Here is a 16,406-nt window from a genome sequence, read left to right as displayed (position 1 = left end):
TTTTGCACAGCAAAAAGTTAAAGTTTTCCATATCAAAGTTTACTTGTATGATGTACAATATCACCATATGGAATTGAGCAAAGATATATTGGGAGGTAGGAAGATGGAAGATAGAGTACTTGACTGGGCAGTATATGAGAAGACAGCCCGTGAGATGGCTGCAGAGGGACTGGTTCTGTTAAAGAACGACAACAAAGCTCTGCCACTTAAGCAGGGAGAGACGGTTTCTGTATTTGGACGTATGCAGAACCATTATTATAAGAGTGGAACCGGTTCGGGCGGCATGGTGAATGTTGCCAGAGTGGTAGGAATCCTTGATGCACTTAATGAGTGCAAGGATGTGAATGTCAATCAGAAACTGGCAGAGACTTATGCCGCATGGGATAAGGAACATCCTGTGGAGTTGGGACTTGGCTGGGGACAGGAGCCGTGGTCACAGGCAGAGATGCCGGTTACAGAGGAGCTCGTGCAGGAGGCTGCCGGCGAGTCGGATTCGGCCATAGTGATAATCGCTAGGACGGCAGGCGAGGACAAGGACAATACACTTGAAAAAGGAGCATTTATGCTCACTGATATAGAGACTGATATGCTTAGACTTGTCAGAGAGAATTTCCAGAAGATGGTCGTTCTCTTGAATGTCGGCGGTCTTATAGATATGTCATTTCTTGACACGATTTCCCCGGATGCCTGCATGTATGTATGGCAGGGTGGAATGGTCGGAGGATATGGAGTGGCTGATGTCCTCGTAGGAGATGTCAGCCCTTCAGGAAAACTCACAGACACGATAGCCTACGATATCAAGGATTATCCTGCGTATGACAATTTCGGCGGCGAAGAGAGAAACTTCTACGCTGAGGATATCTATGTGGGATACCGTTACTTTGAGACATTTGCAAAGGATAAGGTCAGATATCCGTTTGGATACGGATTGTCATACACAGACTTCAAGATCGGCGTAAAGCATGCAAGCATGGATTTTGAAAAAGGTGTGGCGAATATCTGTGTCAAAGTCACAAATACAGGAAAGAGACTTGGCAAGGAGGTTGTCCAGGTGTACGGTGAGATGCCTCAGGGCAGGCTTGGCAAGCCATCCAGAGTACTCATTGATTTTGCGAAGACAAAGGAGCTTGTTCCGGGACTCAGCGATGAGCTGAAGTTTGAGATCCCGCTTGACCGTATGGCATCATTTGACGATTCAGGGGCGACAGGCCATAGAAACTGTTATGTGCTTGAAGCTGGAGACTACACTATCCATGTAGGAAACAGCATAAGAAATACAACAGAGTGTCTGTTCTTTGAGCTTGCCGAGACTGTGGAGCTTCAGAAGCTTCAGGAGGCACTTGCACCTTATGAGAAGTTTGACCGCATGAAACCATTCTGTGATGAAAACGGCAGGATGCTTATAGAGTATGAGGAGACACCTCTAGTCACTGTTGATATGTATGACAGGAGAGAGCAGGAACTGCCGGAGGAGATACCGGTTACCGGTGACAAGGGAATTACGCTTCTTGATGTAAGGGAAGGTAGGGCCACCATGGATGAGTTCATAGCGCAGTTTGATGATGAGGATCTGGCATGCTTTGTCCGCGGAGAGGGAATGGGAAGTTCTCTTGTGACGGCGGGAACAGCGTCAGCATTTGCCGGGGTATCGCCAAATTTGATCGCACATAAGATTCCATCGGTGTGCTGTGATGACGGACCATCGGGAATGAGACTCGACTCAGGTATGAAGGCATTCTCACTTCCAAATGGCACTCTGTGCGGATGTTCATTTAACAAAGAATTGAACACCAGACTGTATGCACTTCTCGGACTTGAGATGACAGCAAATAAGGTTGAGGTTCTTCTTGGACCGGGAATGAATATCCACCGTCACCCGCTTAATGGACGAAACTTTGAGTATTTCTCCGAGGATCCATACCTTACGGGTTACATTGCAACTGCACAGTTAGAGGGACTTAAGTCCAGCGGCGTGTCCGGAACGATCAAGCATTTCTGCGGAAATAATCAGGAGTATCACCGCCATACAACTGACTCGGTCATCTCCCAGAGGGCACTCAGGGAGATATACCTGAAGGGATTTGAGATAGCTGTCAAGTCAGGATATGCCGACTCTGTCATGACAACATATGGTCTGGTAAATGGTCTCTACACCGCAGGAAGTTATGATCTGAATACCACGATACTCAGAAATGAGTGGGGATTTACAGGCGTGGTCATGACAGATTGGTGGGCATCCATCAACCGTAGGGGTATGGAGCCGGATGCAAATGACTTTGCGACTATGATACAGGCACAGAATGACATGTATATGTGCTGCCCGGACGGCTCGAAGAACATGGGCGGAGATAATGTCATAGAGGCACTTCAGGACGGACGTATATTGAGAGCTGAGCTTCAGAGAATTGCAAAGAATGTGTGTAACTTTGCCATGAATACGAATGCATTTAAGCGTCTTGTGGGAGAGCCTGTAGAGGTAGAGATAATAAACCGTCCAAAGCAGGCGGACGATTTTTCAATTGATGATGTGGAATACATCAATGTCGACAGAGACATACTTATAGATCTGACAGAGAAGGCCAGCACCGCCGACACGAATTATGTCATAGCACTTGATGTTGAACATCCGGGAGAGTATGAGGTGAGCCTGAGGGGAAGCTCGACACTCGAAAAGCTTGCCCAGTTGCCGTGTACCCTGTTTTTCAACGGATTCCCTGTGAGCAACTTCACATTTAACGGAACTGACGGCAAGGATGTTGTGATCAGGAAAGAGGTCAAATTTTACGGCAGATTCAATGTGCTCCGACTGTATGTGAAATCGAATGGACTTGATCTCAAGGATATTAAGTTCAGTTTTGAAAAAGAATTTTGATCTGAAAATAAATATTGACATAGACTGCCATAGATGGTAACCTAAATTAACTCTTTGCACTGCATATAAATCTACAGTACAAACTGAGCAGACCATTGGCGAAAGCCAAGGAGTCGGGCCATCATGGCAGTGGAATCTTTACATCCACGGGACAGTAGTTACTAATACTGAGTCGTGGGTGTTTTTTTATACTCTTTTAGACATTCTATAAAATCTCCCACATATATTTAGTGATAAGAGCTTTCTGAAATTTATTGATCGCACAGCATCGGTCTTTTGATTAAGGTGATTATCAATAGACTGGTGTTCATTTAAGAAAGGATGGCTGATTATATGGAAAGCGCAAACAAAATAAACACGATGGCGGCATCTGCCGTATCAGAGGATGAGTTTAAAAAGGTTGCAAATAAAGTATCGTTTATAACGATAGTACAGAACGTACTGTTGTCAGTATTCAAATTATTTGCGGGAATATTTGCACATTCAAATGCAATGATAAGTGATGCGGTACATTCAGCATCAGACGTGTTCAGCACCATAATAGTGATAATTGGAGTAAAACTAGCGTCGAAGGAATCCGACAAGGAGCATCCTTACGGCCATGAGAGGCTTGAGTGTGTGGCAGCGATCGTGTTGTCTATAGTGCTGCTGTATACCGGTATCAAGATCGGCTCGCAGGCGGTTAAGGACATAATCGGAGGCAATTACCAAAGCCTGCAGAAACCGGGGATGCTGGCACTGGTGGCGGCTGTTGTATCCATTGTCACAAAGGAGATAATGTACTGGTACACAAGACACTATGCGAAGAAGATAGATTCAAGCGCACTTATGGCAGATGCATGGCATCACCGATCAGATGCGCTGTCATCGGTCGGCGCGCTTGTCGGTATCGGTGGTGCGATGATGGGATTCCCGGTTATGGATTCCATTGCAAGTATTGTTATCTTTGTATTCATAGCTAAGGCGGCATACGATATCTTCAAGGATGCCATGGATAAGATGGTGGATCACTCCTGCGATGAAGAGACAGAGAAAGAGATGAGGGATTTTGTGCTCGCCCAGAAAGAAGTTCTCAGTGTTGATCTTCTCCACACAAGGATATTTGGCAACAAAATATATGTAGATGTGGAGATAGGTGTAAACGGTTCATATACATTAAGACATGCGCATGAGATAGCGGAAGAGGTCCATGAGGGAATAGAGAAGAATTTTCCAAAGGTAAAGCATGTGATGGTGCATGTCAATCCTGCGGATGTGGCAGAATAATCATAGATTGATAACGCAGAGTAAGGCACGGATCAGATTTGGTCTGTGTCTTATTTTTGTGTGCTGGAAGCTGCAAAACGAGTACAAAGCCTGCAAATAGTCAAAAACAATCAAAATAATTCAAAAATCTTCAAAGATATGCAGAATAATGATTGACAATCTTCATTTGCGATGATATTATGCATATAGATTGATTGAAAGTGACTGAAATCAAGTGAAAACCACCTTGAAACAATCACAAATAATTGAAAACAGTCAAAAAATATGTTATCCTAAAGAAAAGTTAAAAGCACCGGATGCAGATATATGCATTCTGAAAAGCCACGAAAAAAGAAAATACACAAACACGAAAAACACATATACAGGAGACATACTTAAAAGGCAGGAGGCAATTATTATGATGACCGAGGATAGATACACAGCGATTTTAGATGCACTGAAAGAGAGAAAGTCTATGACAGTTGCAGAGTTCACGGAGATCACGGGAGCGTCAGAATCTACTATAAGAAGAGATTTGATAGCTCTGGACGATATGGGTAAGATCAAGAGATTCCATGGTGGTGCCAAGGCGATCGAGCATGAATATATCACCAATGAGGCACCGGTTTCAGCCAAGGCACAGCTCAACGTCGAAGAGAAAAGTGCCATTGCAAAATATGCGGCAACGATGATCAATGATGAAGATTTCATATTTATAGATGCAGGAACCAGCACGGAGCTCATGATCGACTATATCGGCGAAACAAATGCTACATTTGTCACCAATGGAATAGCACATGCCAAGAGACTTCTGAAGAAGAACCTCAGAACATACATGATAGGCGGACTTGTTAAGCCGATCACAGAGGCGATCATCGGAGCCGAGGCAGTCAATTCCATGAAAAAGTTCAATTTCACAAAGTGCTTTCTTGGAACGAATGGAATCCATATGGATTACGGATTCACAACGGTTGATGTGGAAGAGGCTATGGTGAAGATGGAAGCGGTGAACAGATCTTATGCGAGCATAGTCCTTGCTGACAGCAGCAAGTTCGACAAGGTGACGGCAGTGACATTTGCAGCAATCGAAAAAGCCTGTATTATCACTGACAGACTTGTAAATGATAAGTACATAGACGCCACAGTTGTAAAGGAGGTACTCAGATAATGATTTATACGGTGACATTCAATCCGGCGCTCGATTATGTTGTCAAGATGGACAGCCTTGAGCTTGGAATGGTGAACAGAAGTAAGTCAGAAGCCATATTCTATGGCGGTAAAGGTATCAATGTCTCCACCGTACTTAAGAACATAGGAGTTGATTCCGTAGCTCTCGGTTTTGTTGCTGGATTTACCGGTAAGGAGATTGAGGACGGAGTCAAGGCCATGGGAGTTAAGACAGATTTTATCCAGCTGAAGAATGGTCTCAGCAGGATAAACGTCAAGATCAAGGCAGAACAGGAGACGGAGATCAACGGACAGGGACCCGACATTAAGAAAGATGAGCTTCAGCAGATGTTTGACAATCTGGACAAGCTCCAGTCGGGAGATTGCCTGATACTTGCGGGAACCATCCCTGCTTCACTTCCATCTGACATATACGAGCAGATCATGGAGAAGCTTATGAACAGGAACATCGACATCGTGGTGGATGCGACAAAGGATCTTCTGCTCAATGTATTGAAGTTCCATCCATTCCTCATCAAGCCGAATAACCATGAGCTTGGCGAGATGTTCGGAGTAGTCTTAAAGAGCGACGACGAGATCGTTGAGTATGCGAAGAAGCTTCAGGTCATGGGTGCACGAAATGTACTCATATCCATGGCAGGGGATGGAGCAATACTTATCACAGAGACAGGAGAGGTTCACAAGATCGGAGTTCCAAAGGGAACAGTTGTGAACTCAGTAGGGGCAGGTGATTCTATGGTGGCAGGTTTTACAGCAAGCTACCTGAAGGATCACGATTACATGGAAGCGCTGAAGAGAGGAACAGCAACCGGAAGTGCCACAGCATTTTCAGAAGGCCTTGCCACAGCGGACAAAGTAGAAGAACTCTACAAGCAGTTATAGTAAAACGTACGTGTTCCGTCGTGAGAGGGAATACTTAGGAGATTCAGATATCGCACAGCAGCATATGTGGATGCGGCTGATTATTTAAGAGGAGGTTACGCTTATGAGAATCACAGAGCTTTTATCAAAGGAAAGCATTGCTCTGGGTGTAAAGGTAGATTCAAAGGATGCAGCGATCGACTACCTTGTAAACCTGCACGATGCAGCAGGCAACATCTCAGACAAGAAAACATACAAAGAAGGAATACTTAAGAGAGAGGAAGAGGGCTCAACAGCTATAGGAGAAGGAATAGCGATCCCTCACTCCAAGAACAAGGCAGTCAAGAGACCTGGACTTGCAGCTATGACAGTTCCAGATGGAGTTGATTACGACTCACTTGACGGACAGCCATCAAACCTGTTCTTCATGATCGCAGCACCAGAGAGCGGATCAGATGTACATCTTGAGGTACTTTCAAGACTGTCTATGCTCCTCATGGATGAGGACTTCAGAGCAGAGCTTCTGAAGGCAGCAGACAAGGATGCATTCCTTGCAGTCGTTGACAAATATGAGAACGCAAAGTTCCCAGAGGAGACAGCAGAGAAGCCTGAGGAAAAGGCAGTTGAGAAGGCTCCTGAGAAGAAAGGCTTTAGAGTGCTTGCCGTTACAGCGTGTCCTACAGGAATAGCTCACACATATATGGCAGCTGAGGCACTTGAGAAGGCCGGCGCCAAGATGGGATATGCCTTAAAGGCTGAGACAAATGGCTCAGGCGGAGCAAAAAATATACTTACTGATGAAGAGATCGCAAACTGTGATGGTATCATAGTTGCAGCTGACAAGAGTGTTGAAACAGCAAGATTTGATGGAAAGCCGGTTCTTTTCACAAGAGTGGCAGACGGAATACACAAGCCTGAGGAGCTCATACAGAAGATCGTGGATGGTCAGGTTCCTGTTCACCACGAGGAGGGCGGCAGAAAAGAGTCAAGCAGTGCAAATGGCAGTGTGGGAAGCAGAATATACAAGCATCTTATGAACGGAGTATCACACATGCTCCCATTCGTAATCGGCGGTGGTATCCTCACAGCTCTTGCATTCCTTATAGATACACTTTGCGGATTTGGTGCAACAGGTGGATCCAACTTCGGTTCCATGACCCCGCTCTCAGCATTCTTCAAGTATGCCGGTGGCCTGGCGATGGGCGTGATGGTTCCGGTGCTTGCAGGATTTATAGCAGAGTCTATAGCAGACAGACCGGGACTTGCGGTTGGTTTCCTTGGCGGTATCCTGGCATCTTCCGGAAATGCAGCCTTGTCTGGTTATGTATGGGCAGGAGATAACCTTGGCGGATTCCAGTCATTTATATCAAAGTTTGGATTTGTAGCAGAGGGCGGCGGAAATACAGTATCAGGTTTCCTCGGCGGTATCGCAGCAGGTTTCCTTGCAGGATATGTAGTTCTTCTTCTTAGAAAGATCTGCTCCAAATTCCCTAAGTCACTGGAGGGAATTAAGCCAACACTTATATATCCACTTGTTGGTATGTTTATAGTTGCAGTACTTATGATATTTGTACTCAATCCAATTATTGGACTTATCAATACAGAACTTTCAGATATGCTGACAGCCCTTGCAAATAAAAATCTTCTCATCCCACTTGGAATTATCCTTGGCGGTATGATGGCGATAGACATGGGCGGCCCTATAAACAAGGCAGCTTATGTATACGGAACAATGGTTCTCGCAACAGCGTCAGAGCTTGTCGCAGGCGGCGCACAGCTCTCAGATCCAGCAGTTCAGGCATGCTATATCTCAATGGCATCAGTTATGGTAGGTGGTATGGTACCTCCACTTGGAATTGCTCTTGCATGTATCTTCTTCCCTAAGAAGTTCACAAAGGCAGAGAGAAACTCAACAGTATCAAATATTGTAATGTCATGTGGATTCATCACAGAGGGTGCAATACCATTTGCAGCTGCAGATCCACTCCACGTAATACCATGTACACTCGTAGGCGCAGCAGTTGCAGGTGGAATGTCAGCAGCATTCAAATGTACACTGATGGCACCTCACGGCGGAATCTTTGTATTCGCAACAGTAGGCAACTGGTTACCATACATCTTCTCATGGCTTGTAGGATCAGTGATCACATGTATCATGCTCGGTCTTATCAAGAGAAACGTGCAGGAGTAAAAAATGCACAAAAGTAATGCACAAAAAACGACAGAATGTTATAATTTATACAATTGGGGTTTGCGAAAGAAATCTGATAAAAATATGGATCAAGTAAAGATGGCAGGTCATCTGGCTGTGATACCATATGGTTAGAATGAAACAGGATTATTTCACGAAATTCCACAAATATAAGATTTTATTAAGAGACAGGACCACGCACAGAATAGATTGGCTGCTGGATACTGACACATCCTTTGAAGGGAATTTGAGACCGCCGGTCCTTAGGTGGCGCGATAAGCGGCACCTTAGTACCGCTGCAGGTCGAAATAAGCGGGAGCGACCCTGAAAAGGATGTGTCATTAGCCCAAAGCTTCATAATGAATACCGGTGGTCCGTCCGTAAAAGAAGGAGAAGAAATTATGGTAGCACAGACAGTAAAAGTAGTAAATGAACAGGGACTTCACATGAGACCAGCAGGAGTATTTGCAAAGGAGATGACAAAGTTCTCATGCGCAGTAACTCTCGACGTAGCAGGCAAGAAGATCAATGCCAAGAGCGTAATGCTCATCATCGCAGCATGCATCAAGTGCGGTGCAGAGGTTACAATAGAGTGTGACGGTGCGGATGAGAAGGAGGCTCTTGCAAAGGCAGTTGAGCTCATCGAGTCAGGATTCGGCGAGTAATATAAGTACATTGCCCTGACGTCGAAGCGGACTATTTATATATGAAATCTGAAATCAGACTTCAGTACAGGTTACAGGCAAATGGTACTCGGCTGGAGTACCATTTGTTGTATAGAGAATAATTGGAGGTTTTCTTATGAATAAAGGAATCGCGGGTTCAGCCGGCTACGGCGTTGGAAAGGTTGTGATCATATCTGACGCAAAGCCGGAATATGAGAACAGAACAATCACAGATACAGATGCAGAGATTAAGAGATATGACGATGCAGTTGCAGCATTTACAGAGAAGACACATGCCATGGCAGAGGCCATGAAGGAGAGTGTCGGAGAGCACAATGCGGAGATCCTTGAGGGGCACATACTGCTCCTCACAGATCCGGGGATGGATGAGATCACAAAGGGCGCGATTATGAGCGGAACCTGTGCAGAGGCTGCATTTGAGAGCACATGCGATATGTTTGCCGGAATGTTCCAGATGGCGGATGATGAGCTCACAAGACAGAGAGCAACGGATATCGGCGACATCAAGGTGAGAATGCTCAAGATACTTACTGGCACGCCGGACATGAACATATCAGAGGTTCCAGCTGGAACTATCCTTGTGGCTGAGGATCTCACCCCTTCCATGACAGCAGGAATCGTCAAGGAGAATGTGGCAGGAATCATCACTGCGGTTGGCGGCAAGACATCCCACTCAGCTATTCTTGCGAGAGCACTTGAGATACCGGCGGTACTCAGCGTGGATGGAATAGTTGACATGGTTTCAGATGGAATGACAGCAGTAGTTGACGGATGCGATGGAATCTGCATACTTGATCCGTCCCAGGAAGAGGTAGATGAATATCAGGCAAAGAGAGAGAAGTACTTAAGTGACAAGGCTCTTCTTGAGGTATATAGAGGCAAAGACACAGTCACAGCTGATGGCGCAAAGGTACATTTGTATGGCAATATCGGTAATCCGGAGGATGCAAAGCAGGTTGCTGCATGTGATGGAGAGGGCGTTGGCCTTTTCAGAACAGAGTTCCTGTTCATGGGCGCATCGGAGCTCCCATCTGAGGAAGAGCAGTTCCAGGCGTACAAGGCGGCTGCCGAGACCATGGAGGGCAGAGAAGTCATCATCAGAACCCTTGATGTGGGTGGTGACAAGGATATCCCATACCTTGGACTTGAGAAAGAGGACAATCCGTTCTTAGGTTTCAGAGCAGTGAGATATTGTCTGCGGAATAAAGATTCATACAGAGTACAGCTGAGGGCACTTCTCCGCGCAAGTGCATTTGGCGATATCAAGATCATGGTACCGCTTGTCACATGTGTTGATGAGATCAGAAGCGTGAAGGCTCTTGTTAAGGAGCTCATGGCTGAGCTTGATGCAGAGAATATAGCATACAATAAGGATATCCAGGTCGGTGCAATGATAGAAACGCCTGCGGCAAGTCTCATAGCAGACCTGCTCGCAAAGGAGGCAGACTTCTTCAGTATAGGCACAAATGACCTGACACAGTACACCATGGCGGTCGACAGAGGCAATGCAAAGGTTGCGTATCTGTACTCGTCCTACAATCCTGCAGTTCTCCGCTCCATGAAGAATATCATCGAGGCGGCAAATGCAGCGGGCATCATGGTAGGCATGTGCGGTGAGGCGGCAGCAGATCCGTTGCTCATACCTCTCCTCATATCATTTGGACTGGGAGAGTTTTCAGTCAGTGCCACTTCAGTCCTTGCGACAAGAGGAACGATAGCCAAGTGGTCGAAGGCTGAAGCAGATGAGTTGGCAGCAAAGGCACTCTCACTTGCAACAGAGACGGAGGTTGCGGAACTTCTCAAAGCAAATGCAAGATAGATAAAAGTGCACAATATGGCTTGGTAAAAATATGAGTACATTTTTGTATGGTTCATGTGTTTGAGAAATCAATAATGAACAAAAACCATGACTCGTAGTGACTATTTTCACGAAAATAAAAAAAGTCGGCATTTTTAACTGGAAAAAGTGCCGATTTTTTTGTTACAGTATAATTAGTAGCAGGAAGAACACATAGTGAACAGAGTCAGCCTTGCAGATCGAAACAGACAGGTGCATCATATCGTAATTTTAGTGAGTTTGTTTTAACAGTATTGTAGATGGAAATAATATGGATAGGAGGATGTAATAATGTTTGAGAATGAAAAAGTAAACCATGTGAAGTTTGGTGAAGGCAGTGTGATGGAATGTGATGGAAGCCATATAAGAATTGTATTTTCTTATAATAATGTAGAAAAGACATTTGCCTATCCGGGAGCATTTGACAAGTTTGTCACCTTCCAGAGCAAAGAGGCACAGCAGGCAGCGGAGAGCGAGCTTGAGCAGATAAGGCTGAACCAGAAAAAGCTGGAGGGAATGAAGAAGCTTATAATTCAGGAGAACGAGAGACGGAAAGAGGAAGCGCTCAAGGCCAAGGCGAAGAGGAAGAGACAGTAATATAAAGTAAGATATAATAGTCCCTGCCAGAGAGAAAATTTTCTCTTTTGGCGGGATTTTTTGCACCTGAGGATCATTTTTAGAACAGTGCTATTTTTACATATACCTTGATTTTGTTGATATTTTTTGCTAAATTAAGTACGTACGTGTATAAATAGGGGCGTTTGCACCCATTTACAGAATAAAATGATCATAACAGTCAGAATTTGGCTGTCGGAAAGGACGGAGCACAGAGTGTATAAGATTACTAAGGTTGAACAGTTGACAGAGACCATATACCTCATGGACGTGGTTGCACCACGAGTTGCAAATAAATGTCTTCCGGGACAGTTTGTAATTGTCAGAGGTTCTGAGGATGGAGAGAGAATCCCTCTCACTATCTGCGATTACTCAAGAGAGGACGGAACCATCACTATAGTATTCCAGGTAGTTGGAGCTGCTACAGAGATGATGAAGAATAAGAAGGTTGGAGATTCATTTGCGGATTTCGTTGGACCACTTGGATGTCCATCAGAGTTCTGCAAGGAGGATATAGAAGAACTCAAGAAAAAGAAGATCCTCTTCGTTGCAGGTGGTGTTGGAACAGCACCTGTATACCCACAGGTAAAGTGGCTCCATGAGCAGGGCATCGATGCTGATGTCATCATCGGAGGAAGAAACAAGTCACTCATCATTCTTGAGGACAAGATGAAGAAGGTAGCCGGCAACCTGTATATCACAACAGATGACGGTTCATATGGAAGCAAGGGTGTCGTTACAAATGAGATACAGAAACTTGTAGACGCTGGCAACAAGTATGATGTATGTGTTGCCATCGGACCTATGATCATGATGAAGTTCGTATGTAAGCTCACAAAGGAGCTTGAGATCCCTACAGTTGTCAGCCTTAACCCTATCATGGTAGACGGAACAGGAATGTGTGGTGCCTGCCGTGTAACAGTAGGCGGAGAGGTTAAGTTTGCGTGTGTAGACGGACCAGAGTTCGATGGTCACAAGGTGAACTTTGAGGAGGCTATGCAGCGTCAGCAGCTCTACAAGACTGCAGAGGGCAGAGCATTCCTTGCAGCAAAAGAGGGCGATACACATCATGGCGGATGTGGAAACTGTGGAGGTGACAAGTAATGGCTATAGAAGTAGATGTTTGGAAGAGAGTGCCGGTTCGCGAGCAGGAGCCACAGGTACGTGCAAAGAATTTTGAAGAGGTTTGTTACGGATATAATGAAGAGGAGGCTATGGCTGAGGCTTCAAGATGTATAGGATGTAAGAACGCCCCATGTATGAATGGCTGTCCTGTATCTATCAATATCCCTGGATTTATAGCTCAGGTCAAGGAAGGCAACTTCGCTGAGGCATTCAAGATCATCAGCGAGTCATCAGCACTTCCTGCTGTATGTGGCCGTGTATGTCCACAGGAGACACAGTGTGAGCAGAAGTGTATCAGAGGAATCAAGGGCGAGGCGATATCCATCGGTAAGCTTGAGAGATTTGTTGCTGACTGGGCCCGTGAGAACGGAATCAAGCCAGAGCCTGCAAAGGAGATGAATGGTCACAAGGTGGCAGTCATCGGATCAGGCCCTTCAGGTGTGACAGCAGCCGGAGATCTTGCAAAGATGGGTTACGATGTAACTATATTCGAGGCACTTCACCAGCCGGGCGGAGTTCTCGTATACGGAATTCCAGAGTTCCGTCTTCCAAAGGAGAAGGTAGTTGCCAAGGAGATCGAGAACATCAAGTCACTTGGTGTTAAGATAGAGACAAATGTAGTAGTAGGAAAGTCAGTCACAATCGACTCACTCCTTGAGGATGAGGGATTTGACGCAGTGTTCATCGGATCAGGTGCAGGACTTCCTAAGTTCATGGGTATCCCAGGCGAGAATGCCAACGGCGTATTCTCAGCAAATGAGTACCTCACAAGAAGCAACCTCATGAAGGCATTTGACGAGAATTCAAATACACCTATCATGAGAGGTAAGAAGGTTGCCGTTGTCGGTGGTGGAAATGTTGCTATGGATGCAGCAAGAACAGCACTCAGACTTGGCGCTGAGACGCATATCGTATACAGACGTTCAGAGGAGGAGCTCCCAGCCAGAGTTGAGGAGGTTCATCATGCTAAGGAAGAGGGAATCATATTTGATCTCCTCACAAACCCAACAGAGATCCTTGAGGATGAGAACGGCTGGGTATGCGGTATGAAGTGTGTGAAGATGGAGCTCGGTGAGCCAGACGCATCAGGCAGAAGAAGACCTGTTGTGATTCCAGATTCAGAGTTCACAATGGACGTTGACACAGTAATCATGTCACTTGGAACTTCACCAAACCCACTTATCTCATCTACAACAGAGGGACTTGAGACAAACAAGTGGAAGTGTATCGTTGCAGAAGAGGCAAACGGACAGACAACCAAGGAAGGCGTATATGCCGGTGGCGATGCCGTAACAGGTGCTGCAACAGTTATCCTTGCAATGGAAGCTGGTAGAGCTGGTGCAAAGGGAATTGATGAGTACATCAAGAACAACAAGTAATAATTATATAGAGTCATAAAACGAGGCTGATGTGTATAGAGAATACTTCACATCAGCTTTGTTTTATATACGGGGGATTAGTTATGTATGATGAATTTGCAAAATGGTTAGACAGAATTTTAGATGAGAATATGCCGCTGCCGGGGGTGGCGATCAACTTCAATATATATGAAGAGGTGGACTTGCATTGGTCGATCCAGTTGATAAGTTCAACTTATTTTGACGAGGAGGACGAGGACTGGAATTGTTACGAGGAGTTCACGACAGGGGAAGATCTGTACGAATGGCAGCAGGGTGTAGGCTGGGAGAAGATACTTGATATTTCCTGTGAGATGATCAGAAAGTATCTCACAGAAGGAAAATATGCTGAGAAACTTAAGAAGTACGAGGCTGTTGCCGCTGGATTCGTGGACGGCGATGTGGAAATCCTGTACAGAAGATAGAGTGTTATGGAAACTAGTATGTAGTAGAAAATTGAAAATCTAGTGGGTAGTAGGAAATCGAGTGAATTGTGGGAAAACGAAAGCATTATAAGAAATAATGCACGTTGTATGAAAATGTGTGAGTTGTAGAAATATAGTATGTATTGCAGAAAAATTGTGATAGGTGGGTGACAACATGAAAACTTTATATGTATCAGATCTGGACGGTACGCTTCTTCGCAGCGATGAGACCACATCCGAGTATACAAACAGTGTAATCAATAATCTGACAGATAGAGGAATGATATTCTCTTATGCCACGGCGCGCTCCCTTATCACAGCTAAGAAGGTGACAAGCGGACTGCGGGCAGAAATTCCACTGATCGTATACAATGGGGCGTTTATCGTAGACAATGTTACCGGTGAAGTCCTTGCTGCAAATTACTTTGATGAATCGGTAGGATCAGTGCTTGACGATCTGTTCGGTAATCAGATATTTCCGATAGTGTATGCGCGGATAGATGGCAAGGAGAAATTTTCGTATGTTCCGGAGCTGTGCACAGATGGTATGAAGAAATTCCTGCTCAGCAGGCAGGGGGATGTCAGGACAAATATCGTAAAGTCAGCAGAGAACTTGAAAGTGGGAGATATTTTCTACATAACCTGCATTGACAGTCCGGAAAAATTAAAACCGTTGTACGATAAGTATAAGGATAAATTTCACTGTGTATATCAGAAAGACATTTATACAGATGAACAATGGCTGGAGATCATGCCGTTTGCAGCATCTAAGGCAAATGCAATAAAACAGTTGCAGGAACTTCTGGAATGCGACAGGGTGGTTGCCTTTGGAGATGGCAGGAATGATATAGATATGTTTGAACTTGCTGACGAAAGCTACGCAGTGCAAAATGCTGATGAACAGCTAAAAAGGTATGCCACATCGGTTATATCATCAAATGATGAGGATGGGGTGGCGCACTGGCTTGAGGATAATTATATCGTAAAATGACGAAAACTTATGGGTAAAAATCCAGGTTGGGTATAACGGTAAATATACATAAAAATCAGGTTGTAATTTGCGCAGAGCAGGGTATATAATGACACTACACATTTATAATCTTAAGTAAATATGCTAATATGATTGTGAAACACAAGTTGCACCACGAGATAAGGTGCTTGAATAGGGAAAAGGACAATTGCGGTTATGTAGGATAATATTGTAATTGCCTTAGAAAGTGAGAAGGAGAAGACATCTTATGGAAAAGAAAGAACTGATATACTACAGACTGGATGAGGTGGATGAGAAGATACTTGCCATGCTTCAGGACAATGCACGTGTATCACTCAAGGATATAGGCGCTGAGGTGTCCATGTCACCTACAGCAGTTGGAACAAGAATAGACAGGATGCTTGCCGAGGGCGTGCTTGAGGGATTTACGACCAAGCTCAACCCGGAGGCTATGGGTCATTATATCAAGGCATTTATCAATCTGGAGGTTTCACCTGAGCAGAAGGCTGAGTTCTATCCATATATAGACAGCGTGTTAAATGTTGTGGAGTGCAACTGTGTGACAGGAGATTACTCAATGCTCATTGAGGTACGTTTCAAGACAACAGCAGATCTCGATCATTTTGTTGGTGAACTTCAGAGATTTGGCAAGACAAAGACTCAGATCGTATTCTCCACAAATGTAAAGCACAGATGCAGATACTGGAAGAATGATCTTCACCACGATGAGGAGAAGAAGTAAAAAGTGAAAACTGTGTCGAAAAGACTTTAGACGTTTAACTCAGCGGGAAATACCCCAAAACAAGAAGAATGTTTATAAATAATAAGCTTAATTGATAAAAACAGGGGAAAATTAAGCAAAAACAAAAAAATACTTAGATTTCACAAGTTTTTTCTTTACAATCTTAATTTCCTATACTATAATAGGGAGCGTGGTCAGAAAATAATTAACAGGTCACGATATATAATCAGT

The 16,406-nt window shown here is 44.7% G+C and carries 13 protein-coding genes and 1 riboswitch; all 13 genes read left to right on the top strand.

Annotation, left to right across the window (positions count from 1 at the left end):
- The first annotated feature begins 103 nt into the window (after nt 1-103).
- The 13 genes from DWW60_RS07285 (at nt 104) to DWW60_RS07225 (ending at nt 16,175) form a co-directional block, all read left to right on the top strand.
- On the top strand, nt 104-2,872 hold the full coding sequence (locus DWW60_RS07285) for a glycoside hydrolase family 3 protein (protein ID WP_117874810.1): 2,769 nt from the start codon (nt 104-106) through the stop codon (nt 2,870-2,872).
- 73 nt (nt 2,873-2,945) lie between these two features.
- A riboswitch (NiCo riboswitch) is annotated at nt 2,946-3,029 on the top strand.
- Between the two features lie 176 nt (nt 3,030-3,205).
- Nucleotides 3,206-4,138: a cation diffusion facilitator family transporter gene (locus DWW60_RS07280; protein ID WP_015534011.1), complete on the top strand. Its 933-nt coding sequence runs from the start codon at nt 3,206-3,208 to the stop codon at nt 4,136-4,138.
- 397 nt (nt 4,139-4,535) lie between these two features.
- Nucleotides 4,536-5,285: a DeoR/GlpR family DNA-binding transcription regulator gene (locus tag DWW60_RS07275; RefSeq protein ID WP_015534010.1), complete on the top strand. Its 750-nt coding sequence runs from the start codon at nt 4,536-4,538 to the stop codon at nt 5,283-5,285.
- Complete coding sequence (gene pfkB / locus DWW60_RS07270; RefSeq protein ID WP_117874808.1) at nt 5,285-6,187, top strand: 1-phosphofructokinase; 903 nt, start codon at nt 5,285-5,287, stop codon at nt 6,185-6,187. Before DWW60_RS07275 ends, pfkB begins: the two co-directional genes overlap by 1 nt.
- A 103-nt stretch (nt 6,188-6,290) precedes the next feature.
- Nucleotides 6,291-8,357: a PTS fructose transporter subunit IIABC gene (locus tag DWW60_RS07265; protein WP_117874806.1), complete on the top strand. Its 2,067-nt coding sequence runs from the start codon at nt 6,291-6,293 to the stop codon at nt 8,355-8,357.
- 401 nt (nt 8,358-8,758) lie between these two features.
- A complete protein-coding gene (locus tag DWW60_RS07260) occupies nt 8,759-9,022 on the top strand; it encodes an HPr family phosphocarrier protein (RefSeq protein ID WP_015534007.1) in 264 nt (87 codons plus the stop codon).
- 136 nt (nt 9,023-9,158) lie between these two features.
- Nucleotides 9,159-10,862, top strand: a complete 1,704-nt coding sequence (ptsP, locus tag DWW60_RS07255) for a phosphoenolpyruvate--protein phosphotransferase (RefSeq protein ID WP_117874804.1) — start codon at nt 9,159-9,161, stop codon at nt 10,860-10,862.
- A 309-nt stretch (nt 10,863-11,171) separates the two neighbouring features.
- The gene (locus tag DWW60_RS07250) at nt 11,172-11,477 is read left to right on the top strand and encodes a hypothetical protein (protein WP_022216907.1); all 306 of its coding nucleotides are present in this window, start codon (nt 11,172-11,174) and stop codon (nt 11,475-11,477) included.
- A 234-nt stretch (nt 11,478-11,711) separates the two neighbouring features.
- A complete protein-coding gene (locus DWW60_RS07245) occupies nt 11,712-12,599 on the top strand; it encodes a sulfide/dihydroorotate dehydrogenase-like FAD/NAD-binding protein (protein ID WP_117551339.1) in 888 nt (295 codons plus the stop codon).
- Nucleotides 12,599-13,999, top strand: a complete 1,401-nt coding sequence (gene gltA / locus DWW60_RS07240) for an NADPH-dependent glutamate synthase (RefSeq protein WP_022216905.1) — start codon at nt 12,599-12,601, stop codon at nt 13,997-13,999. The genes DWW60_RS07245 and gltA overlap by 1 nt, the downstream gene beginning before the upstream one ends.
- An 83-nt stretch (nt 14,000-14,082) precedes the next feature.
- A complete protein-coding gene (locus DWW60_RS07235) occupies nt 14,083-14,442 on the top strand; it encodes a hypothetical protein (RefSeq protein ID WP_004851321.1) in 360 nt (119 codons plus the stop codon).
- Between the two features lie 175 nt (nt 14,443-14,617).
- Nucleotides 14,618-15,433, top strand: coding sequence for a Cof-type HAD-IIB family hydrolase (locus DWW60_RS07230; protein ID WP_055147172.1), 816 nt, complete (start codon nt 14,618-14,620; stop codon nt 15,431-15,433).
- A gap of 247 nt (nt 15,434-15,680) precedes the next feature.
- Nucleotides 15,681-16,175: an Lrp/AsnC family transcriptional regulator gene (locus DWW60_RS07225; RefSeq protein ID WP_015534003.1), complete on the top strand. Its 495-nt coding sequence runs from the start codon at nt 15,681-15,683 to the stop codon at nt 16,173-16,175.
- The last annotated feature ends 231 nt before the right edge of the window (nt 16,176-16,406 follow it).

Source organism: Coprococcus sp. AF16-22 (assembly GCF_003461545.1).
Classification (GTDB): domain Bacteria; phylum Bacillota; class Clostridia; order Lachnospirales; family Lachnospiraceae; genus Coprococcus; species Coprococcus aceti.
Note: the sequence above shows the minus strand (reverse complement) of the source record. Positions and strands in the feature narration are given on the sequence as shown.

Excerpts from the sequence above, each read along its gene's own strand:
- DWW60_RS07285 (WP_117874810.1), top strand. The coding sequence starts at position 104 with ATGGAAGATAGAGTACTTGACTGGGCAGTATATGAGAAGACAGCCCGT.
- DWW60_RS07280 (WP_015534011.1), top strand. The coding sequence starts at position 3,206 with ATGGAAAGCGCAAACAAAATAAACACGATGGCGGCATCTGCCGTATCA.
- DWW60_RS07275 (WP_015534010.1), top strand. The coding sequence starts at position 4,536 with ATGATGACCGAGGATAGATACACAGCGATTTTAGATGCACTGAAAGAG.
- pfkB (WP_117874808.1), top strand. The coding sequence starts at position 5,285 with ATGATTTATACGGTGACATTCAATCCGGCGCTCGATTATGTTGTCAAG.
- DWW60_RS07265 (WP_117874806.1), top strand. The coding sequence starts at position 6,291 with ATGAGAATCACAGAGCTTTTATCAAAGGAAAGCATTGCTCTGGGTGTA.
- DWW60_RS07260 (WP_015534007.1), top strand. The coding sequence starts at position 8,759 with ATGGTAGCACAGACAGTAAAAGTAGTAAATGAACAGGGACTTCACATG.
- ptsP (WP_117874804.1), top strand. The coding sequence starts at position 9,159 with ATGAATAAAGGAATCGCGGGTTCAGCCGGCTACGGCGTTGGAAAGGTT.
- DWW60_RS07250 (WP_022216907.1), top strand. The coding sequence starts at position 11,172 with ATGTTTGAGAATGAAAAAGTAAACCATGTGAAGTTTGGTGAAGGCAGT.
- gltA (WP_022216905.1), top strand. The coding sequence starts at position 12,599 with ATGGCTATAGAAGTAGATGTTTGGAAGAGAGTGCCGGTTCGCGAGCAG.
- DWW60_RS07235 (WP_004851321.1), top strand. The coding sequence starts at position 14,083 with ATGTATGATGAATTTGCAAAATGGTTAGACAGAATTTTAGATGAGAAT.
- DWW60_RS07230 (WP_055147172.1), top strand. The coding sequence starts at position 14,618 with ATGAAAACTTTATATGTATCAGATCTGGACGGTACGCTTCTTCGCAGC.
- DWW60_RS07225 (WP_015534003.1), top strand. The coding sequence starts at position 15,681 with ATGGAAAAGAAAGAACTGATATACTACAGACTGGATGAGGTGGATGAG.